The following is a 19,199-nucleotide window of genomic DNA, read 5'->3' on the forward strand; positions in this document are numbered from 1 at the left end:
CGTGACGCGAGGATCCACGCTGCCTGCGCACCGTCTTCCCCACCTCACCGGCCGCCTTCCGATACCGGCGCAGACCCGGACACCCCCGGCCACCCTGGTGGACACCTTCAACACCGTCCCGGCCGAAGAGGCCCTCGCCTCCCTCCTCGCCTGCCTGAACAGCCTCTGCTGGGCACGCAGAGTCGCGGACCACCGCCCCTACCCCACGGTCGACGCCCTCCTCGCCGCCTGCGACGAGGCGGCCTACGACCTCACGGCCGCCGACCTCACCGAAGCGCTGGCCGCCGAGACCTCGCCGGTTCTGCCGGAAGACGCCTATGAAGCGGCCCACACGGCATTGAGCGCGGCACACGCCGCATACGAGGCCAGATTCGGACACGCTTTCGTCATCTGCCTGGACGGCACACCCCGGAACGAGGCCCTGGACCGCGTCCTGGAAGGCATCCGGTCACGATTGACAAACGATCCGGAGGACGAACGGGTACTGGCGGCAGACGAACTCCGCCGCCTCGCACGAGGGCGATTGATGTCCCGCCTGCGGGGCGCGGGAAACTGCGCGACCAGCCCAGACGGCACCACACCCGGCACATGACGGCACAACCCCCCACAGAAGCCGCACCGCTCACCCATCCGCGTGCCACTTTGATCACACCGGTAGGCCCGCTGTAAGCCCAGCGCCGCGGCGTGGCTACGATGCTGGGGGCCGGTGGACCGTACCCGGCCGGGCCCGTCCGACAGCACAAGCCGGCAGGCCCCAATCCCCGCTCCCGGAGGGTTCTTCCGTGCCGGCTGGAACGCTGTACCGCGGCCGGGAAGGAATGTGGTCCTGGGTGGCTCACCGAGTCACCGGCGTCCTCATCTTCTTCTTCCTGTTCGTACACGTGCTGGACACCGCTCTCGTGCGTGTCTCCCCCGAGGACTACGACAAGGTCGTAGCCACGTACAAGACCCCGATCGTCGCCGTCCTCGAGTACGGCCTGGTGGCCGCCATCCTCTTCCACGCGCTCAACGGCCTGCGGGTCATCGCCGTCGACTTCTGGTCGAAGGGCCCGCGCTACCAGAAGCAGATGCTGTGGAGTGTCGTGGGCATCTGGGTCGTGCTGATGCTCGGGGCGATCTACCCCGTCCTCGGCCACGCCGCTCGTGAACTGTTCGGGAGCTGAGACCGATGGCCACCACTGAAACCACCGCGTCCGGGATCGGCCCCGTCGAGGGCCCCTCGATCTACAACGTCGACAACCCGGCGCCCCTCATCGAAGCCCCGCGCAAGCGCACCAAGAAGACCCCGCGCTCGACCCGCGGCAACTTCGAGATGGCCGCGTGGCTGTTCATGCGGCTGTCCGGCGTCGTGCTGGTCGTCCTGGTCATCGGCCACCTGCTGATCCAGCTCGTGCTGGACGGCGGTGTGTCGAAGATCGGCTTCGCCTTCGTGGCCGGCCGCTGGGCGTCCCCGTTCTGGCAGGTCTGGGACCTGCTGATGCTGTGGCTCGCGATGCTGCACGGCGCGAACGGCCTGCGCACGGTCATCAACGACTACGCGGAGCGCGCGAACACCCGGCTGTGGCTGAAGGGCCTGCTCTACACCGCCACGGTGTTCACCATCCTGCTGGGCACGCTGGTGATCTTCACCTTCGACCCGAACATCCGCTAGGCACGGGGTTACGAGACTCATGAAGATCCACAAGTACGACACCGTCATCGTCGGCGCGGGCGGCGCCGGCATGCGCGCCGCCATCGAGTCGACGAAGCGCAGCCGCACCGCTGTGCTCACCAAGCTCTACCCCACCCGCTCCCACACGGGCGCCGCGCAGGGCGGCATGGCCGCCGCGCTGGCCAACGTGGAGGAGGACAACTGGGAGTGGCACACCTTCGACACGGTCAAGGGCGGTGACTACCTGGTCGACCAGGACGCCGCCGAGATCCTGGCGAAGGAGGCCATCGACTCCGTCCTCGACCTGGAGAAGATGGGCCTGCCGTTCAACCGGACCCCGAACGGCACGATCGACCAGCGCCGCTTCGGCGGGCACAGCCGCAACCACGGCGAGGCCCCGGTCCGCCGCTCCTGCTACGCGGCCGACCGCACCGGTCACATGATCCTCCAGACGCTGTACCAGAACTGCGTGAAGGAGGGCGTGGAGTTCTTCAACGAGTTCTACGTCCTCGACCAGCTGATCACCGAAGAGGACGGCGTCAGGAAGTCCGCCGGTGTGGTCGCCTACGAGCTGGCCACCGGCGAGATCCACGTCTTCCAGGCGAAGGCCGTCATCTACGCCTCCGGCGGCTGCGGCAAGTTCTTCAAGGTGACGTCGAACGCGCACACGCTGACCGGTGACGGCCAGGCGGCGGTCTACCGGCGCGGGCTGCCGCTGGAGGACATGGAGTTCTTCCAGTTCCACCCGACCGGCATCTGGCGCATGGGCATCCTGCTGACGGAGGGCGCCCGCGGTGAGGGCGGCATCCTCCGCAACAAGGACGGCGAGCGCTTCATGGAGAAGTACGCGCCGGTCATGAAGGACCTCGCGTCCCGTGACGTCGTCTCCCGCTCGATCTACACGGAGATCCGCGAAGGCCGTGGCTGCGGCCCCGAGGGCGACCACGTCTACCTGGACCTGACGCACCTTCCCCCGGAGCAGCTGGACGCCAAGCTCCCGGACATCACCGAGTTCGCGCGCACCTACCTCGGCATCGAGCCGTACACGGACCCGATCCCGATCCAGCCCACCGCGCACTACGCCATGGGCGGCATCCCGACCAACGTCGAGGGTGAGGTCCTGGCGGACAACACCACCGTCGTGCCGGGCCTGTACGCGGCCGGCGAGGTCGCCTGCGTGTCCGTCCACGGCGCCAACCGCCTCGGCACGAACTCGCTGCTGGACATCAACGTCTTCGGCCGCCGGGCCGGCATCGCGGCGGCGGAGTACAGCCAGCGGACCGCGACGTTCGTCGAGCTGCCGGAGAACCCGGCGCAGCTCGTCGTGGACCAGATCGAGCAGCTGCGCAGCTCCACGGGCACCGAGCGGGTGGCGACCCTGCGCAAGGAGCTCCAGGAGACCATGGACGCGAACGTCATGGTGTTCCGCACGGAGCAGACGATCAAGACGGCGGTCGAGAAGATCGCGGAGCTGCGCGAGCGCTACAAGAACGTCTCGATCCAGGACAAGGGCAGGCGTTTCAACACGGACCTCCTCGAGGCGATCGAGCTGGGCAACCTGCTCGACCTGGCCGAGGTGATGGCCGTGTCGGCCCTCGCCCGCAAGGAGTCCCGCGGCGGTCACTACCGCGAGGACTACCCCAACCGCGACGACGTCAACTTCATGCGGCACACCATGGCGTACCGCGAGGTCGGCGACGACGGCACGGATTCCATTCGTCTCGACTACAAGCCGGTCGTCCAGACCCGCTACCAGCCGATGGAGCGTAAGTACTGATGGCAACCCCTGTTCTGGACAAGGTCGAGGCGGAGGCCGCGGCGTCCCCCTACATCACGGTCACCTTCCGGATCCGCCGCTTCAACCCCGAGGTCTCGGCCGAGGCGGTCTGGGAAGACTTCCAGCTGGAGATCGACCCGAAGGAGCGCGTCCTCGACGGTCTCCACAAGATCAAGTGGGACCTGGACGGCACCCTCACCTTCCGCCGCTCCTGCGCCCACGGCATCTGCGGCTCGGACGCGATGCGGATCAACGGCAAGAACCGCCTCGCGTGCAAGACGCTGATCAAGGACATCAACCCCGAGAAGCCGATCACGGTCGAGGCCATCAAGGGCCTGACGGTGCTCAAGGACCTCGTGGTCGACATGGACCCGTTCTTCCAGGCGTACCGCGACGTCATGCCCTTCCTCATCACGAAGGACACGAACGAGCCGACCCGCGAACGCCTCCAGACGGCGGAGGACCGCGAGCGCTTCGACGACACGACGAAGTGCATCCTCTGCGCCGCGTGCACGTCCTCGTGCCCGGTCTTCTGGAACGACGGCCAGTACTTCGGCCCGGCGGCCATCGTCAACGCGCACCGCTTCATCTTCGACTCGCGTGACGAGGCCGGCGAGCAGCGCCTGGAGATCCTGAACGACCGCGACGGCGTCTGGCGCTGCCGCACCACGTTCAACTGCACGGACGCCTGCCCGCGCGGCATCGAGGTCACCAAGGCGATCGCCGAGGTCAAGAAGGCCCTGATCACGCGCCGCTTCTGAGCTGCGTTCCGGTACGTCCACGAGGGCCCCGTCTCCCGGTTTCGTCACCGGGGGCGGGGCCCTCGGGCGTTCAAACACCACGATCGGGTGAACGTGATCAAGAGGGACATCCGGGGGGCGTCCGGCCTACGATGATGGCCTCGACACCAGCCCACAGGAGGCGCCAGATGTCCTCAGCAGCTGTCGAGCGGCCCCGAGAGAACCGGCCGCTGATCGCCGAGGCGAACCTCATCATGGAGAGTCTTCCTGGCCGCCGCGTCGAGATCATCGGAGGCCAGATCCTCGTGAGCCCAGCACCGGACGGCCCGCACTCCGAAGCCCTGATGCTGTTCGCCGTTCCTTTCCTGCAACTCGGTCTGGTGCGAGCGCTTCCGGGTATCGGCCTCTGGCTGCCGACAGGACCGGAGGACTATGTGATCCCCGACCTGTCGGTAGTCGACGACGACTACCGCGACCACCGGGTCGAGAACAGTTGTTACGACCCGGCCTGCTTCCGGCTCGTCATGGAAGTCACCTCCAGCAACTGGAAGACCGACCTCCGGACCAAGGTCACGTCCTACGCCAGGGCCGGAATCCCCGTCTACGTCATCATCGACCGGCGGCATCAGCGCCTCCACGTCCTCACCGCCCCGGTCCGGGACAGCTACACGACCCACCACATCCACACCGCCGGCGAGTCGGTCACCTTGCCCGAATCCATCGGCGGCAAGGTCGTCCTGGACGTGAGCCGGTTGCTGGAGGCCGGACGCCCGGAGACAGAGGACTGACCCCGGTCACCAGGACGCGTACCACTCCGGATCCCCGCTGCCCAGGCGGCGGCGCAGATAGTCCTCCAGATTGCCGGCCACCCAGCGGCGGCTGTCGCTCTCGTGTTCCCAGACGAAGATGTCCGGCCGCTCGGGCCTGACGACGAAACCGAAGAGGTCGCCCCCCGCGCTCTCGCCGAAGAGCAGCAGCGGATCGAACGGCATGTAGAGCTCCCGGAAGTCGGCCGAGCTCCTGAACTCCAGGTTCCGGTCCACGACCTCGCCGACGGAACACACGATCCCGGTGCCGTACTTGTCCCGGGCCCCGTCCGCCACGCTCCAGAACTCCTTCAGCGCCCCGGGCAGCGGGTGCCCCAGCACCACTTCCGCCACCCGCATCTGCTCCTCGCATCCGGGACCGTGGGCGAGGTCCACGTCCGACGACAGCGAGGAGATGAGCTCGGTCCACATACGGTGATCCTTCATGAGTCAGAAGACGCCCTGACCCGGGGTCAGGATTCCGTTCGGGTCGTAAGTGTGCTTCGCCCTCTCCAAGGCGGGCCAGGCGGCGCCGAAGTGGGTCCGCCAGTCGTCGCGGGTGAGCCGCATGCCGCCCACGGGATAGCGGGTGCCGCCGGCCGCGAGGACGGTGTCGTAGGCGGCGCGGTTGGCCGCCAGGGCACGGTCGACGGCCGCGCTGTCGTCCGGTGGGACGGTACGCAGGATGTCGAAGAGGTGGAAGACGTCGTCGTCGGGGGTGCGCAGCAGAGGCGTCCTGAAGCGCTCGCGGAGGAGGGGGTAGAAGAGGACCACTCCCCCCGGCCCCAGAGTGGCGGGGGTGAGCGCGTCCAGGAGCGGGGCGGCGAGGTCCGCGGCGGACCGGCCGGGGAACATCAGGTCGAGCCAGGGATGGGCGTACGCCCACAGGCCCGCCTCCTTCAGCTCGGCGACGAAGGGCGCGATGCGGTCGAGGAAGTCGTAGTAGGTGCGGTCGGTGCGGGTGACGGTCGCGGGGTCGTGGCGCAGGCCCCGCAGCAGGACCGTGTCGTCGGGCTCGGGGCCGACCGGTGGACCGTAGGCCACGGCTTCGAGGACGTGGACACGGAACGCGCCCCCGGCATCCGCGGAGACCTGGCCCTCCACGTAGTCGAAGCGGGCCTCCCGCACCAGGAGGCGCTGGTCCTCCAGGAACGTGTCCAGGTCGTCGTAGGTCAGCAGGTAGTGGCGTACGGTCCCGGGCGCGGGGACGAGCCGCACGGTCGCCTCGACGATGACCGCGCACTGCCCGAGCCCCGCGAGCACGGCGTGGAAGAGGTCGGGGCGGCGGGAGGGCGAGCAGCGGACCAGTTCGCCCGTTCCCGTGACGACCCGGAGCTGGGTGACGTTGTCGACCTGGGCGCCGTGGCGGTGGGCCTGGCCGCCGAGGCCGCCCACGGACAGGGTGCCGCCGACGGAGAGTTCGAGGTAGTCGGTGAAGACGGGCGGGGTGAGGCCGTGGGCGAGCGTGGCCCGGGCGACCGCGCTCCAGCGGGCACCGGCGCCGACGGTGACCGTGGTGCTGCCGGAGTCCAGGTCGCCGATCTCCGCCAGGGTCGCGGTCTCGATGATCAGGCCGCCCCGCGTCTGCGCCTGCCCGAAGGCGGCGTGTCCCTGGCCGCGCGGCGCGACGGGCAGACGGTGGTCGTTGCAGAACCGGATCATGGCGACGACGTCACGGACCGAGCCCGGGCGCAGGACGGCCGAGGGGCGATGGTGCACGATATGCCCGAAGTCGTCGGCCGCGGCGGTGAGCGAGGAGGCGTCCGTGACGAGGGTGCCGTCCAGCCGGGGGATCCTGGCCGGTCCGGCCGGCGGGGCACCGTTCCCCGGCGATGCCGTCTCCGGCGATGCCGCGGCCCAGCTTCTGGTGGCGGGGTCGAAGCCGGTCACGGTGGCTCCGGCGAGCGCGACTCCCTGTAAGACGGTGCGCCTTGACGGTGTGCGGGACATGCGAATGCCACCTCTCGAGCTGCGCGAACTCCTCAAATCCGCGCCAGCCTAGGACAGTTCGCCCCGTCGTGCCGGGGTTTCGCGTCCCGGGTCGCACCGTGGGAACGGCGGGGGCCCCGCTCCTCGACGGACTCGCAGGAGTGGGGCCCTCGCCGAAGACGACGCCTTGGGCTCAGCCGCGCAGGACGCGGCCCTGGCTGTCGGTGCGGTCGTTGCTCGTGAGGAACAGGATGCCGTCGATCAGGGCCCAGAAGCCGAGGCCGCCGCAGGTCAGGAGCTGGGCGATGCCGACGCCGACCGAGCCGACGTAGAAGCGACCGATGCCGAGGGTCCCCAGGAAGAGCTGGAGGATACCGGCGACGATCTTCGACTTGTCGGAGTACGGGCGGCCGAGCGGGTCGACGCCGTAGGGGGCCTCGGGAGTGGGGACGGTCATGAGAACTGCTCCTGGGATGACTTCGGGTGACCGGAGCCTGTTTGCTCCGGACGGGGACTCCAGGAGGGATGCGACCTGCTGCTCCTGCGCGTCGACCGCCGTCGACGACCACGTCCGCGCATGGTGTCGACCACGCACGAACGTCCCCCTGGTTTGGTGAGAGTAAAGAGACCAGTGGGGCGAAAGGGAGTAGCCAGGACTGATCGTTCCTGTTCCGTGATCAAAATCCGCCAAGTCCGCAATCTTTTCGGACGCCTGACGGGCGGCGCATGATCCTGGAGGCGCGGAACCGTGCCTAGAAGACGTTCCGGACGATCATCCAGGTCACCGCGACACCGAGCACCACGGCCACGCCACGGCCACTGAGACCCGGCCGCCAGCTACGGCCGTGCAGGCCCTCCCAGGCCCAGCGGGCGAGCAGGGCGAGGGCGAAGGGCGAGGCGAGCAGCAGGACGCGGTTGTCCAGCCAGGCCTGGGTGAAGTGACCGTGCATCAGGTCGTACACCATGCGGGTGCCGCCGCAGGCGGGGCAGAGCAGACCGGTGACGAGCCGGAACGGGCACTGCGGGAGCAGATGGCCGCTCTGGTGGGGGTTGGTGCCGTAGAGATAGGCGGAGCCCGCCGCGCCGGCGGCCAGCACCGCGAGGGGTGCCGCCGCCGGGTGTCGCGGCGCGGACGGGCGCTCCGCTTCAGCCACGCAGGACCCGCCCGTTGCCGTCCGTCGTGTTGTTGCCCGTCAGGAGCATGATCCCGTCGACCAGCGCCCAGATGCCGAGGCCGCCGCAGGTGAACAGCTGGGCGAGGCCTATGCCGACGTGGCCTATGTAGAAGCGGCCCACGCCCAGGGTGCCCAGGGTCAGCTGGAGAACGCCCGCGACGATCTTGGACTTGTCGGAGTAGGGGCGCCCGTAGGGGTCGTAGCCGTAGGGGGCCTGGGGGTCACCGGTGTAGGTGCCCGGCGGCACGTAGCCGGGGGCGGGGTAGCCGGCCTGCGGCGGGTAGCCCGGCTGGGGCTGGCCCGGCTGCGGGTAGCCGTAGGGGCCGGGCTGGGCGGCGCCGTACGGGCCGGGGGCGCCGGCGTTGGGGTAGCCGTACCCGGGCTGGGGCGGCTGGTGGGGCTGCTGCGGCTGTTCGGACAAGGCGAGTTCTCCCCGTTGGTCGGATGAGCGGAAAATCTGCGTGCAATGTGGGTGCACGTCATCTTGCAGCAGAAAACAGGCCTCGGAGAAGCCGGGGGTGGTCAAGACAGGGCACGCTTCGGTCAGCGGGCGATCGCCGCCGCTATCAGCCGGGCCGTGCTCCGGTACGTCACCCGTGCGGCGAGGCGGTCGAGTTCCGTGCGGCCCGGGTCGCCGGGGAGGCGGGAGAGGGCCAGCACGGCCGCGTTGGCCACCTTGGGGCCGCGGGGGCCGTGGCCGGGGACCGGGACCAGGGAGGTCTCGGCGAGGCGGCCGAGGGCGCGGGCGGTGTCGGGGTGCGCCGGAAGCAGGGAGAGGAGCCAGGCCAGACCGCGCAGGGCGGTCGCGTTGTGGGGGTCGTAGGTGGCGTCGATGTCCGGCTCGTGGGGGTGGCGCCGGAGGAGGAGGGTACGGGGGCGGCCCACCAGGGCGAGCCAGTCGAGGACGGTCGCACGGACGAGGCCGGGGTCGAGCGGGGCGAGGAGGGCGCGGGCACGGGTGTCCCACCGGGCGGTGGGCCGGGACGCGGTCGCGGTGGCGGCGTGGGCGAGCAGGGCCTGCCAGGCGGCGGGAGCGGCGGAGGCGGCGGTGTCCCGCAGGGCCCGGTCCGCCCAGGCCTCGCCGACGTCGAGCACCGGGTCGGTGAGCCGGTCCGCCAGCCGGATCAGGGGCTGCGCGTCCTCGTACTCCGCCTCCCGCGCCGTACGCCGGAAGGCCGCCACGACCGGCGCGGACAGGGCGCGGCCCGCGGCGAGTTCGGCCTCGGCGAGGAGTTCGAAGCGGGCGGCCGGATGGAAGGCGCGGCGGCGGCCGAGGCCGTCCAGGGCGGCGCGGCGGTCGGCCGCCAGGCAGGCGTCCTCCCGGGGGTCGGCGGGCAGGCCCTCGGAGAGGTACGTACGGACGACCAGTGCGCCGCAGCGCAGGTCGATGCCGTCCATGTCGTCGGCGTTGTCGGCGCTACCGGCGCTACCGGCGTCGTCGGTGTTGCCGGTGTTGCCGGTGTTACCGGTGTTGCCGGTGTTCTCCCCCTGCCGCGCGGGATGCCGGTCGGCGAGCGCCCGCCGCAGCGCGGCGCGGCGGTCGGCGGGGAGGGCGCGGAGCTGGTCGAGCACCTTGTCCCAGCCCCGTTGCCAGTGGCCCCGGTTCGAGGCGAGCATGCGCAGCACCTCGTCGGCGATCAGGCCGGTGTCACCGGCCGCGACGCGGTTGCGCAGCCGGTCGGCGTGGGACTGCGGGGTGCGCATGTCGGTCCCCCCTTCCATGCCCCCAACCGTACGAGTCACCACCGACAATCACCGGTTCACGGGGACCGGGCACCTATTCTGACGGTATGTCAGATGACGAGTCCTACGAACTGCTCGGGTTCGACAACGTCCTGCTGCCCGTCGGCGACCTCGGCGAGGCCGTGCGGTTCTACGAGCGGGCCGGGTTCGCGGTGGCGTTCCGGTTCGACGAGGGCGGGATCGCGCTGCTGAAGGTCGGGGCCGAGACGCCCGGGATCCTGCTGCGGCGGGAGGAGGCCCTGGGGCACCGGCCGCCGCCCTGGGCGACGCCGCGCCTCTGGCTCGAGGTGCCGGACGCGCGCGTGGCGGCACGGCGGCTGGCCGACGCCGGGATCGCGCCGCTCGATCCGCCGTTCTCCGTGGCGACGGGCTGGACCGTCGAGGTCGCCGATCCCTGGGGGAACGTCCTCGGGTTCGCCGACTACACCAAGCGGCCGGAGCTGGGCCGGAGGCCGTGACCCAGATCCCATCCCCCTTGTCTTGAACACGTTCAAAACTGGGCTACAGTCATCCCTGTCAGCTTTTTGAACACGTTCAACAAGGGGGACGCCATGGATCGCACCGTCATCGCCTACGTCATCTACCTGGCCGTCAGCATCGGTCTGACCGTCTGGGTCGCCCGCACCCTCAGCCAGAACGGACGGGTCTTCCTCTCCGACGTCCTGCACGGCAACGAGAAGCTCGCCGACGCCGTCAACCACCTCCTCGTGGTGGGCTTCTACCTCGTCAACCTCGGCTTCGTCGCCCTCTACCTGAGCGGCGACGACACCATCGAGGACACCCGCGGCATCTTCGAGGCCCTGTCGACCAAGCTGGGCGTGGTGCTGCTGGTGCTCGGCGTGATGCACCTGGGCAACGTGTACGTGCTCAACCGGATCCGGCGGCGGGGGATCATGGAGCGGGAGCAGCTCCCGCCGGTCGCCCCGCAGGGCTGGACCGCCCCGCGGGCCGGGGCGTGACGGCCGTGACCACCACGGCCGTACCCGGCGACCGGGACACCACGGGGGTCCCGGTCCGCCGGCTCACCGTCCTCTACGACGCCGACTGCGCCCTGTGCGCCTTCGTCCGCGACTGGCTGGTCCGGCAGCCGCAGCTCGTCCCGGTGGAGCCGGTCGCGGCCGGATCCGCCGAGGCGGCCGCCCGCTTCCCGGGGCTCGACCACCGCGCCACCCTCGAGGAGATCACCGTCGTCGGCGACGGCGGCCAGGTCTACCGGGGCGCCGCCGCCTGGATCGTCACCCTGTGGGCGCTGCGCGAGCACCGGCCGCTCGCCCACCGGCTGAGCACCCCCGCGGGCGCGAGGCTCGCCAAGGGCGCGGTCCTGGCCGCCGCCAAGTGGCGCGGGGCGCGGCGCAAGGAGACGGGCTGGGGCGGCGGCGCGTACCACACCGCCGACGGCTGGTCCTTCGACCCCCGGCGCGGCTGGACCTACACCCCGCCCTCCTGTGCCGACGGCTCCTGCACAACTGACTAGGCTCTCTGTCCGTGTCCGCCATGAACGAGCCCGCCGACGAGGGCCGCGCCGAGCCCGCTCCCGCTTCCCCGGCCGAGCCCCGTGAGCCGTCCCCCGCGACCGGCTCGAAGTCCGAGCAGACCCGCGCGCTGATCCTGGAGACGGCGATGCGGCTGTTCCAGGAGCGCGGCTACGACAAGACGACGATGCGGGCCATCGCCCAGGAGGCCGGGGTCTCGGTAGGGAACGCCTACTACTACTTCGCCGGCAAGGAGTGGCTGATCCAGGGCTTCTACGACCGTCTCGCGGCCGAGCACCGCGAGGCGGTCCGCGAGCTCCTGGCGACGGAGACCTCGCTGGAGGCCCGGATGGCGGGCGTGCTGCGGGTCTGGCTGGACGTGGCGACGCCATACCACGAGTTCGCGGTGCAGTTCTTCAAGAACGCCGCCGATCCGGACAGCCCGCTCAGTCCCTTCTCGGCGGAGTCGGAGCACGCGCGCGTGGAGGCGATCGCCGTCCACAAGGAGGTCCTCGCGGGCTCCAAGGCGAAGGTGCCCGAGGAGCTGCGCGAGGTGCTGCCCGAGCTGATGTGGCTCGCGCAGATGGGCCTCGTCATGTACTGGATCTACGACCGGACGGCGGGACGCGAGCGCAGCTACCGGCTCGCGGAACGGGGCGCGCGCCTCACCGCGCGCGGTGTGGCGCTGGCCCGGTTCCGCGTCCTGCGGCCGCTTGTCCTGGAGATCCACGAACTGTTCACGGACTTCCTGCCCGGCATGACCAACGCCCTGCCGGACCCGCAGAAGACGAAGCGCGGCTAGCCGCTAGTTGACCTCCGACATCTCCGCGAGTTCCACGTCGTGGACCAGCGGCTCGGCGCCGACGGTCACCTGGCGGGCCTGGGTGGTGTACGACGCCGCCGTGGTCGACAGCAGATAGGTGCCCGGTGCCGGGGCGGAGAGGATGTAGGAGCCGTCGGCCAGGGAGGTCACCTGGTCCAGCGGGCGGCCGCCCTTGGACAGCAGGGCCACCGAGGCGTTCTCCACCGGGTCGCCGGCGACGTCGCGGACGAAGCCGTGGACGGCCGTCGCGGGGCCGTCCGACGGGCCGGCGGAGGGGGTGACGTCCTCCTCCTTCGGCTCGACCGCGAGATGCGGCAGCCGCTTCTCCAGCCAAACCGGCAGCCACCAGTTGGAGGCGCCGAGCAGGTGCATCGCGGCCGGCACCAGTGCCGTACGGAGGATGAACGCGTCGAGGGCGACGGCCGCCGCGAGGCCCACGCCGGCCATGGCCGCGCCCGAGTCCCCGCTGAGGACGAACGCGAGGAACACACAGACCATGATCAGGGCGGCGGAGTTGATGACCCGGCTGGTCTCGGCGAGGCCGACGCGCACCGCGCGCGCGTTGTCGCGCGTGTGCACCCACTCCTCGTGCATCCGGCTGACCAGGAACACCTGGTAGTCCATGGAGAGGCCGAAGAGGAGGGACAGCATGATGACCGGCAGGAAGGCGTTGATCGGGCCCTCCTTGCCGAGGCCGAGCAGCTCCAGGCCCCAGCCCCACTGGAAGACGGCGACCAGGACGCCGAAGGAGGCGGCGGCCGCGATCAGGTTCATCACGGCGGCGGTCAGCGGCACCACCAGGGAGCGGAAGGCGATCAGCAGGAGCAGGAAGCCCAGTCCGACGATCGTCGCGACGAAGAGCGGCAGCCGGTCGCCGGTGACCGCCGCGAAGTCCTTGGAGACCGCCGTGACCCCGCCGACGTGCGCCTTCACCCCCGCCTTCGGGATGACGTCGTCCCGCAGCCGGTCGATGAGGGTGTCCGTCTCCTGCGACTGGGGTGAGGTCGTGGGCACGACCTGGATGACCGTGACGCCCTTCGCGGGCGGCAGCGCGGCCGCCTGGGCCACGCCCGGCGCGTCCTCGATGCCCCGGACGAGCGCGGTCGTGTCGGTGCCGTCCACGACGACCTGGAGCGGGCCGTTGAAGCCCGGTCCGAAGCCCTCGGCGAGCAGGTCGTAGGCCTTGCGGGTGGTGGTGGAGGCGTCGTTGTTGCCCTGGTCGGTGGCGCCCAGGCGCAGCGACAGCACGGGCAGCGCGAGCACGGCCATGACGACCAGCGCGAGCACGGCGATCGTCCGGGGACGGCGCTGCACCTCCGCCGACCAGCGGGCCGCCGGACCGCTCGTCCGCTCCTCCTCCGGGCCCTCGGCGGCCAGGCGCCGGCGCTGCTTGCGGCTGAGCACCCGCGGGCCGAGGAAGCCGAGCAGGGCCGGCAGCAGGGTGGTGGCGGCGAGGACGCTGAGGACGACCGTCAGCGAGGTGCCGACGACCACGCCGTCCAGGAAGCGCAGGTTCGTCACCAGCATGCCCGCCAGGGCGATGCAGACCGTGCCGCCCGCGAACAGCACCGCGCGGCCCGAGGTGTTGAGGGCGGTGACCGCCGACTCCTCCGGTGCGACACCGCGCAGGATGCCCTTGCGGTGGCGGGTGACGATGAACAGGGCGTAGTCGATGCCGACGCCCAGGCCGATCAGGGAGGACAGCAGCGGCGCCAGGTCGGGGATGTCGGTGACATGGCTGAGCAGCTGGGTCGAGAACAGTCCGGTGCCCACGCCGAAGACCGCAACGGCGAGCGGCAGCAGCATCGCGAAGAGCGAGCCGAAGGCGAGGAACAGCACGATCGCGGCGGCGACCAGGCCGACCATCTCGGCGAGGCCGGTGGGCGGTTCCTGGACGCGCTGGATGGCCTGGCCGCCCAGTTCCACCTCCAGGCCGCCGCGCTCGGCGCCCCGCGCGGTGTCGACGACGTCCTGGACGAGTTCCTTGGGCACGGCGTTCGCCTGGTCGGCGAAGGTGATCTGGGCGTACGCGATGCGCCCGTCCCGGCTGATCTGCCCCCCGCCCTGCTCACCGGCATAGGGGCTGGTGACCCCGCCGACGCCCTTCATGCCCGCGATCTTCTCCAGCGCGGGCTGGATCCGGGACCGTACGTCCTGGTCGCGGACCGTGCCCTCGTCGACCTTCCAGACGACGGTGTCGGTGTCGCCCGCGCGCGCGGGGAACGCCTTCTCCATCAGGTCGTACGCCTTCTTGGAGTCCGTGTCGGGGAGGGAGAACACGTTCGCGTAGTCCGTGCCCGCCGTCGAGGCCGAGAACCCCAGCCCGAACAACGCCCCCACCCACAGCAACAGGACCACCAGCCGATGCCGGTAGCACCAGCGTGCCAATGCCGCCACGATGCGCAACTCCTCACTCACAGTCGACGGGTCCCCCGGGTCCAGGACACCAGGATTGGCGGCACGCGCACGCGTGGACATCGCATGGCCATGACTCTCAAGGAACTCCAAAGGGGGAACCGGCCCGGTTGTCGGTGGGGCCGCCGATACTGGGGGCATGTCGACGGCCCCCGGCACCGTGCTGGTCGTGGAGGACGAGCCGAGCATCGCGGACGTCCTCGCCATCGCGCTGCGCTACCACCGCTTCGAGGTCATGACCGCGGGCACGGTCCGTGAGGCCCTCGCCCTCGCCGACCGCACCCGGCCCGATGTCGCGCTGCTCGACGTCATGCTGCCGGACGGCGACGGCCGGGCGCTCGGGCGCGAACTGCGCGAACGGCGGCCCCAACTGGCGCTGGTGTTCCTCACCGCACGCGACGCGCCGGCCGAGATCGTCGGCGCGCTCGGCTTCGGCGACGACTACATCACCAAGCCCTTCGACATCGACGTGGTGGTCGCCCGGATCGCCGCGGTGCTGCGCCGCACCCGCCCGGCGGACGTCCTGCCGCAGCGCCCGCCGCTGCGCTACGGCGAGCTGGAGCTGGACGAGACGACGTACAGCGTGCACCGCGCGGGCCGCTCGGTGGAGCTGACCCCGACGGAGTACGCGCTGCTGCGCTTCCTGGTGCGCAACGGCGGCCGGATCGTGCCCAAGGAGCAACTCCTGCGCCATGTCTGGCAGTACGAGCACACCCCGCCGGAGTCGACGGTGGTCGAGACCTACATCAGCTATCTGCGGCGCAAGCTGGACACCCTGGGCCCGCCGGTGATCACCACCCGGCGGGGCGTGGGGTACGGACTGGCATGAGGAGGCCGCGGGCCCTGCGGTGCGGGCGGGGCATGCACTCGCTGCGGGTGAAGCTGACCCTGGCGAACGTGGCGCTGCTGGCCATCGGGATCGTCGCGGCGACCGCGGTGAGCCTGATGGGGATGCGGCACTACCTGATGGACCAGATCGACGCCGAGCTGGTCAAGACCCGTGACTCGATCGCCGGTACGGGGCTCACCCTGCGCAAGCTGGACTCGCTGTCGGCGCTGAGCTTCCTGCGCGACCGGATGGTGCCCGGGGAGAGCGACGAGGAGTCGACGGCGGACACGGTCTTCACCGCCGTGGACGCCACCGGCCGTGCCGTGTCCCTCTTCGGAGTGCCGCCCACCGCCGCCCAGAGCGACCTCGCCGACGCCGTGCGCGACCCGCACGCGCTCGCCCTCAAAGCCGACCCGGGCGACATCAGCATGCGCGGCGCGGCGTACCGGGTCACGGCCACCCGGCTCGGGGACGGCACCTACGTCCTGATGGCGACCTCCACCGAGGCCCTGCGCCAGGGCATCACCAAGGCCCTCAAGCTCGATCTCGCCGTCGGCACCCTGCTGCTGGCGCTCCTCGCGTGTCTGACGCTGTTCAGCGTGCGGCGGCGGATGCGGCCGCTGGAGGACATGGTGGAGACGTCGTCGGCGATCGCGGAGGGCGATCTGACCCGCCGGGTGCCCTCCAGCCGGGAGACCAGCCTGGAGGTGGAGCAGTTGCGGCTCGCCCTGAACTCCATGCTCCACCAGGTGGAGGCGGCGTACCGCACGCGCGAGCGCAGCGCGGGCCAGCTCCGCCGGTTCGTCGCCGACGCCTCGCACGAGCTGCGCACCCCGCTGTCCGCGATCCGCGGCTATCTCCAGCTGTACGACCAGGGGATGCTGCGCGAGCCGGAGGAGCGCAAGCGGGCCTGGGACCGGATGAACGGCGAGGTGGACCGGATGGGCCGGCTGGTGGACGAACTGCTCACGCTGGCCCGGCTGGACCAGCGGCCCGAGCTGCGGCTGCGGAACGTGGACGTGAGCCGGCTGGTGCGGGACGCCGCCGAGGACCTGCGGGCACAGCAGCCGGACCGGCCCGTCACGGTGCACGCGGACGGGACGCTGCTGGTGCGGGCCGACGAGTCGGGGCTGCGGCAGGTGCTGGGCAACCTGGTGGCCAACGTGCGCACGCACACGCCCACCGAGGTCCCGGTGCGGCTGAGGGTGGAGCGCGTGGACGGGGTCGTACGGCTGTCGGTGCGGGACGAGGGGCCGGGGCTGGCGGCGGAGGACGCGGCGCGGGTCTTCGACCGGTTCTTCCGGGCGGGCGGCGGCGCGGGCAGCGGGCTGGGACTGGCGATCGTGCAGGGGGTGGTCCGGGCCCACGGCGGCGAGGTGAGCGTACGGACGGCACCCGGCGAGGGCCTGGGGGTGACGGTGGAACTGCCGACCCGCCCGAAGTCCTGCGTCTGACCGGCGGTGGCCAGGGCCTGTCGTTCGGATCAGGTCGCGGGACGGCGACGGGACTGCTCGGCGCCGGTGAGCTGCGGCCTGATCCGCACGACGGGCCCTAGTGCCGCGGCAGGCAACGTTCGCCCCGTCGCGACGCCCGGCACGCACTCTCGCCGCACCGGCCGAAAGCCCAAGTACGTCCAGTACGAGGACTTCCGGCCGGCACGCCGAGAGCACGCACCGGACGCCGCTCCTTGACGGGCAAACGTTGCCTGCCGCGGCACTAGGTGCTCGCCAGGACCAGCGCCCACACCGTCTTGCCGTGCCGTCCTCTGCTCCACACGCCCCATGCGGTGGCGAGGTGTTCCACGAGGTGCAGGCCGCGGCCGTGTTCCTCCCACTCGCCGACCACCCGCGGCCGGGGTTCCCGGCGGTCCTCGTCGGAGACCTCGATGAGACAGGAGCCGTCCGCGAGCGCGGTGACCGCCACCTCGAACTCCCGCTCCCGCAGGGGCCCGTGGCGGATGACGTTGGTGGCGAGCTCCGACACCACGAGGACGGCGTCGGTCAGCGCCCGGTCGTCGGGACCGTGCCCCCAGTCGGCCAGATGGTCCCGCACCCGGCGCCGGGCCAGCCCGACGGACGCCGGATGCCGGGGCAGCCGGAAGGAGTTGCGTCTCAGCACGTCTGCTCCTCACCCCGCGCACAGCTCCGTCACATCGCACCCCGACGGGTGACTGCCCGCGCTGCTGGGGGCGCATGCCCGAACGGGCCGGATCCGCCTGGCGGACCGGCCCTCGGGTCACTGCTGCGGTGGGTGGGTACGGGGTGTCAGATCCAGTCCAGGGACCACAGGCGGAACACGCCGTTGCCGTCGGCCAGGTACTGGCCGCCGCCGACGCCCGCGTCGGAGACGACGTACTCCTTGCGCTGCCACAGCGGGATCACCGGCACGTCGTCGGCGACGGTCTGCTGGAGGTTCTTGAAGTCGTCGGCGACCTGGCTGCGGTCGGCGTACTGCTGGCTGTCGGTGATGTAACGGTCGACGGCCTTGCTGCTGTAGCCGGTGTTCATGGTGGAGTCGGTGCCGACGAGCGGACCCGCGTAGGTGTCCGGGTCGGGGTAGTCGGCGACCCAGCCGACGGCGTACGCGTCGAGCTTGCCGCTCGCCCAGCGCTTCTGGAAGTCCGTCCACTCGTATCCCTTGACGTTCACCTTGAACAGACCGGAGGCCTCCAGCTGCCGCTTGAGCTCCTTCGCCTCGGCCTCGGCGGCACCACTGCCCAGGCCGTAGCCGTAGGTGAAGCTGACCGGGATGCTGACGCCGGCCTGCTGCAGGAGCGTGCGGGCCTTCGCCGCGCTCTGCGTGGGGTAGGTGTCGAAGAAGGACGTCGTGTGGCCGGTGAGGCCGGCCGGGACGAGCGAGTACAGCGGGTCGACCGTGCCGTCGTACACGGTCGCGGCGAGCCGTTCGCGGTTGACCAGCCAGGCCATCGCCTTGCGCACGTCCACCGAGTGCAGCGGCGAGGACGCGCGGGTGTTGAAGTACAGGTTGCGGGTGTCGGAGCTGTCGGCCTCGCTGACCCGCATGTCGGGGTCGCTGGCGTTGAGGGAGGCGAGGACGGCGGGCGGCAGCTGCCGGGTCGCCACGTCGACCTCCTTGGCCTTCCACCCCTTCTCCAGGGCGTCCGGGTCGGCGTAGTAGCGCAGTTCGACGGGCGCGCCGGTCTTCACCGCGCCCCGGTAACGCCCGTTGGGTTCGAGGTCGGCCCGCTTGCCCTTCGTGTACGACGTCAGCGTGTACGGGCCGGTGCCGTCGACGGAGGTACCGGTGCGCAGGCCGTCGGCCGGGTAGCGGGTGTGGTCCACGATCGAGCCGGCGCCGGTGGCCACCTTGAACGGGAAGGTGGCGTCCGGGGTCGTCAGATGGAACGTGACCTTCAGACCGTCGGCGTCCACCGACTTCAGGGTGGACAGCAGCGAGGCCGGACCGACATCGGCGTTGATCTTCTTGACCCGGTCGAAGGAGAACTTCACGTCCTCGGCGGTCATCTTGCGGCCGCTGGGGAAGGTGAGGTCGTCCCGCAGCTCGCAGGTGTACGTCGTCAGGCCGCCCTTCGGGAAGGAACAGCTCCTGGCGGCGTCCGGGACGGGCGAGACGCCGCCCGGCTCGTACGTCAGCAGCGACTGGAAGACATTGCTGAACAACGCCCAGGATCCGGCGTCGTAGGCGCCCGCCGGATCGAGTGACGTGATGGTGTCCGTCGTGCCCACGGTGATGGTGGCTTCGCTGTCCTCCTGCGACGGCATCAGCTGCCAGCCGCCCACTCCGACGACAGCGAGAACCAGCAGTGCCACGAGGATCCGCATGCGAACCGAGCGCATGGTGATGTCCCGCCCTCCCCG

21 protein-coding genes are annotated in these 19,199 nt (G+C 70.9%); 12 read left to right on the forward strand and 9 right to left on the reverse strand.

Annotation, left to right across the window (positions count from 1 at the left end; all coding sequences use genetic code 11):
• The first annotated feature begins 1 nt into the window (after position 1).
• From AQJ64_RS14490 to AQJ64_RS14515, 6 genes are all read left to right on the forward strand, one after another.
• Entirely contained in the window at positions 2–592 is a 591-nt protein-coding gene (locus tag AQJ64_RS14490; RefSeq protein WP_079061656.1) for a 2-oxo-4-hydroxy-4-carboxy-5-ureidoimidazoline decarboxylase, read from the forward strand.
• Positions 593–782: 190 nt separating this feature from the next.
• Positions 783–1,163, forward strand: a complete 381-nt coding sequence (gene sdhC / locus AQJ64_RS14495; RefSeq protein WP_079061657.1) for a succinate dehydrogenase, cytochrome b556 subunit — start codon at positions 783–785, stop codon at positions 1,161–1,163.
• Between the two features lie 5 nt (positions 1,164–1,168).
• Complete coding sequence (locus tag AQJ64_RS14500; RefSeq protein ID WP_055632033.1) at positions 1,169–1,651, forward strand: succinate dehydrogenase hydrophobic membrane anchor subunit; 483 nt, start codon at positions 1,169–1,171, stop codon at positions 1,649–1,651.
• A gap of 19 nt (positions 1,652–1,670) precedes the next feature.
• Complete coding sequence (gene sdhA, locus AQJ64_RS14505; RefSeq protein WP_055632034.1) at positions 1,671–3,428, forward strand: succinate dehydrogenase flavoprotein subunit; 1,758 nt, start codon at positions 1,671–1,673, stop codon at positions 3,426–3,428.
• Positions 3,428–4,189, forward strand: coding sequence for a succinate dehydrogenase iron-sulfur subunit (locus AQJ64_RS14510; protein ID WP_055632035.1), 762 nt, complete (start codon positions 3,428–3,430; stop codon positions 4,187–4,189). The genes sdhA and AQJ64_RS14510 overlap by 1 nt, the downstream gene beginning before the upstream one ends.
• Positions 4,190–4,356: 167 nt before the next feature.
• Positions 4,357–4,956, forward strand: coding sequence for a Uma2 family endonuclease (locus AQJ64_RS14515; RefSeq protein ID WP_055632036.1), 600 nt, complete (start codon positions 4,357–4,359; stop codon positions 4,954–4,956).
• Between the two features lie 6 nt (positions 4,957–4,962).
• On the opposite strand, the gene AQJ64_RS14520 is transcribed toward AQJ64_RS14515, so the two are convergent.
• From AQJ64_RS14520 to AQJ64_RS14545, 6 genes are all read right to left on the reverse strand, one after another.
• Positions 4,963–5,406, reverse strand: a complete 444-nt coding sequence (locus tag AQJ64_RS14520) for an SMI1/KNR4 family protein (RefSeq protein WP_055632037.1) — start codon at positions 5,404–5,406, stop codon at positions 4,963–4,965.
• Positions 5,407–5,424: 18 nt separating this feature from the next.
• Positions 5,425–6,924, reverse strand: a complete 1,500-nt coding sequence (locus tag AQJ64_RS14525) for an FAD-binding protein (protein ID WP_055632038.1) — start codon at positions 6,922–6,924, stop codon at positions 5,425–5,427.
• A 172-nt stretch (positions 6,925–7,096) separates the two neighbouring features.
• Complete coding sequence (locus tag AQJ64_RS14530) at positions 7,097–7,360, reverse strand: TM2 domain-containing protein (protein ID WP_055632039.1); 264 nt, start codon at positions 7,358–7,360, stop codon at positions 7,097–7,099.
• A 295-nt stretch (positions 7,361–7,655) separates the two neighbouring features.
• The gene (locus tag AQJ64_RS14535; protein WP_055632040.1) at positions 7,656–8,057 is read right to left on the reverse strand and encodes a DUF2752 domain-containing protein; all 402 of its coding nucleotides are present in this window, start codon (positions 8,055–8,057) and stop codon (positions 7,656–7,658) included.
• Positions 8,050–8,499, reverse strand: a complete 450-nt coding sequence (locus AQJ64_RS14540) for a TM2 domain-containing protein (protein WP_059202677.1) — start codon at positions 8,497–8,499, stop codon at positions 8,050–8,052. The genes AQJ64_RS14535 and AQJ64_RS14540 overlap by 8 nt, the downstream gene beginning before the upstream one ends.
• Positions 8,500–8,621: 122 nt before the next feature.
• On the reverse strand, positions 8,622–9,800 hold the full coding sequence (locus AQJ64_RS14545; protein WP_157881071.1) for a hypothetical protein: 1,179 nt from the start codon (positions 9,798–9,800) through the stop codon (positions 8,622–8,624).
• Between the two features lie 68 nt (positions 9,801–9,868).
• On the opposite strand from AQJ64_RS14545, the gene AQJ64_RS14550 reads away from it, so the two are divergent.
• The 4 genes from AQJ64_RS14550 to AQJ64_RS14565 all read left to right on the forward strand — a co-directional run bounded on the left by AQJ64_RS14550 (position 9,869) and on the right by AQJ64_RS14565 (position 12,095).
• Positions 9,869–10,279: a VOC family protein gene (locus AQJ64_RS14550; RefSeq protein WP_055636692.1), complete on the forward strand. Its 411-nt coding sequence runs from the start codon at positions 9,869–9,871 to the stop codon at positions 10,277–10,279.
• Positions 10,280–10,372: 93 nt separating this feature from the next.
• The gene (locus AQJ64_RS14555) at positions 10,373–10,780 is read left to right on the forward strand and encodes a hypothetical protein (RefSeq protein WP_055636693.1); all 408 of its coding nucleotides are present in this window, start codon (positions 10,373–10,375) and stop codon (positions 10,778–10,780) included.
• Between the two features lie 5 nt (positions 10,781–10,785).
• Complete coding sequence (locus AQJ64_RS14560; RefSeq protein ID WP_397800701.1) at positions 10,786–11,295, forward strand: thiol-disulfide oxidoreductase DCC family protein; 510 nt, start codon at positions 10,786–10,788, stop codon at positions 11,293–11,295.
• 20 nt (positions 11,296–11,315) lie between these two features.
• Complete coding sequence (locus AQJ64_RS14565; RefSeq protein WP_055636695.1) at positions 11,316–12,095, forward strand: TetR/AcrR family transcriptional regulator; 780 nt, start codon at positions 11,316–11,318, stop codon at positions 12,093–12,095.
• A 3-nt stretch (positions 12,096–12,098) separates the two neighbouring features.
• On the opposite strand, the gene AQJ64_RS14570 is transcribed toward AQJ64_RS14565, so the two are convergent.
• Positions 12,099–14,504 (reverse strand): MMPL family transporter, encoded by a 2,406-nt coding sequence (locus tag AQJ64_RS14570; RefSeq protein ID WP_055636696.1) that lies wholly within the window; start codon positions 14,502–14,504, stop codon positions 12,099–12,101.
• 166 nt (positions 14,505–14,670) lie between these two features.
• On the opposite strand from AQJ64_RS14570, the gene AQJ64_RS14575 reads away from it, so the two are divergent.
• Both AQJ64_RS14575 and AQJ64_RS14580 read left to right on the forward strand, forming a co-directional pair.
• On the forward strand, positions 14,671–15,360 hold the full coding sequence (locus tag AQJ64_RS14575) for a response regulator transcription factor (RefSeq protein ID WP_055636697.1): 690 nt from the start codon (positions 14,671–14,673) through the stop codon (positions 15,358–15,360).
• Positions 15,357–16,814 carry a sensor histidine kinase gene (locus AQJ64_RS14580; RefSeq protein ID WP_055636698.1) on the forward strand — a complete coding sequence of 486 codons (1,458 nt, stop codon included), beginning with the start codon at positions 15,357–15,359 and terminating at the stop codon, positions 16,812–16,814. Before AQJ64_RS14575 ends, AQJ64_RS14580 begins: the two co-directional genes overlap by 4 nt.
• A gap of 262 nt (positions 16,815–17,076) precedes the next feature.
• Here the strand turns inward: AQJ64_RS14580 and AQJ64_RS14585 are convergent, their stop codons facing one another.
• Both AQJ64_RS14585 and AQJ64_RS14590 read right to left on the reverse strand, forming a co-directional pair.
• Positions 17,077–17,478 carry an ATP-binding protein gene (locus AQJ64_RS14585; RefSeq protein WP_055634176.1) on the reverse strand — a complete coding sequence of 134 codons (402 nt, stop codon included), beginning with the start codon at positions 17,476–17,478 and terminating at the stop codon, positions 17,077–17,079.
• Positions 17,479–17,624: 146 nt separating this feature from the next.
• Complete coding sequence (locus AQJ64_RS14590; protein WP_055634175.1) at positions 17,625–19,178, reverse strand: ABC transporter substrate-binding protein; 1,554 nt, start codon at positions 19,176–19,178, stop codon at positions 17,625–17,627.
• Positions 19,179–19,199 lie beyond the last annotated feature (21 nt).

Source organism: Streptomyces griseoruber (genome assembly GCF_001514205.1).
GTDB classification, from domain to species: domain Bacteria; phylum Actinomycetota; class Actinomycetes; order Streptomycetales; family Streptomycetaceae; genus Streptomyces; species Streptomyces griseoruber.

Coding starts and splice junctions, on each gene's coding strand:
- AQJ64_RS14500 (WP_055632033.1), top strand. CDS start 1,169: ATGGCCACCACTGAAACCACCGCGTCCGGGATCGGCCCCGTCGAGGGC.
- sdhA (WP_055632034.1), top strand. CDS start 1,671: ATGAAGATCCACAAGTACGACACCGTCATCGTCGGCGCGGGCGGCGCC.
- AQJ64_RS14510 (WP_055632035.1), top strand. CDS start 3,428: ATGGCAACCCCTGTTCTGGACAAGGTCGAGGCGGAGGCCGCGGCGTCC.
- AQJ64_RS14515 (WP_055632036.1), top strand. CDS start 4,357: ATGTCCTCAGCAGCTGTCGAGCGGCCCCGAGAGAACCGGCCGCTGATC.
- AQJ64_RS14520 (WP_055632037.1), bottom strand. CDS start 5,406: ATGTGGACCGAGCTCATCTCCTCGCTGTCGTCGGACGTGGACCTCGCC.
- AQJ64_RS14525 (WP_055632038.1), bottom strand. CDS start 6,924: ATGTCCCGCACACCGTCAAGGCGCACCGTCTTACAGGGAGTCGCGCTC.
- AQJ64_RS14530 (WP_055632039.1), bottom strand. CDS start 7,360: ATGACCGTCCCCACTCCCGAGGCCCCCTACGGCGTCGACCCGCTCGGC.
- AQJ64_RS14545 (WP_157881071.1), bottom strand. CDS start 9,800: ATGGAAGGGGGGACCGACATGCGCACCCCGCAGTCCCACGCCGACCGG.
- AQJ64_RS14550 (WP_055636692.1), top strand. CDS start 9,869: ATGTCAGATGACGAGTCCTACGAACTGCTCGGGTTCGACAACGTCCTG.
- AQJ64_RS14555 (WP_055636693.1), top strand. CDS start 10,373: ATGGATCGCACCGTCATCGCCTACGTCATCTACCTGGCCGTCAGCATC.
- AQJ64_RS14565 (WP_055636695.1), top strand. CDS start 11,316: ATGAACGAGCCCGCCGACGAGGGCCGCGCCGAGCCCGCTCCCGCTTCC.
- AQJ64_RS14575 (WP_055636697.1), top strand. CDS start 14,671: ATGTCGACGGCCCCCGGCACCGTGCTGGTCGTGGAGGACGAGCCGAGC.
- AQJ64_RS14580 (WP_055636698.1), top strand. CDS start 15,357: ATGAGGAGGCCGCGGGCCCTGCGGTGCGGGCGGGGCATGCACTCGCTG.
- AQJ64_RS14590 (WP_055634175.1), bottom strand. CDS start 19,178: ATGCGCTCGGTTCGCATGCGGATCCTCGTGGCACTGCTGGTTCTCGCT.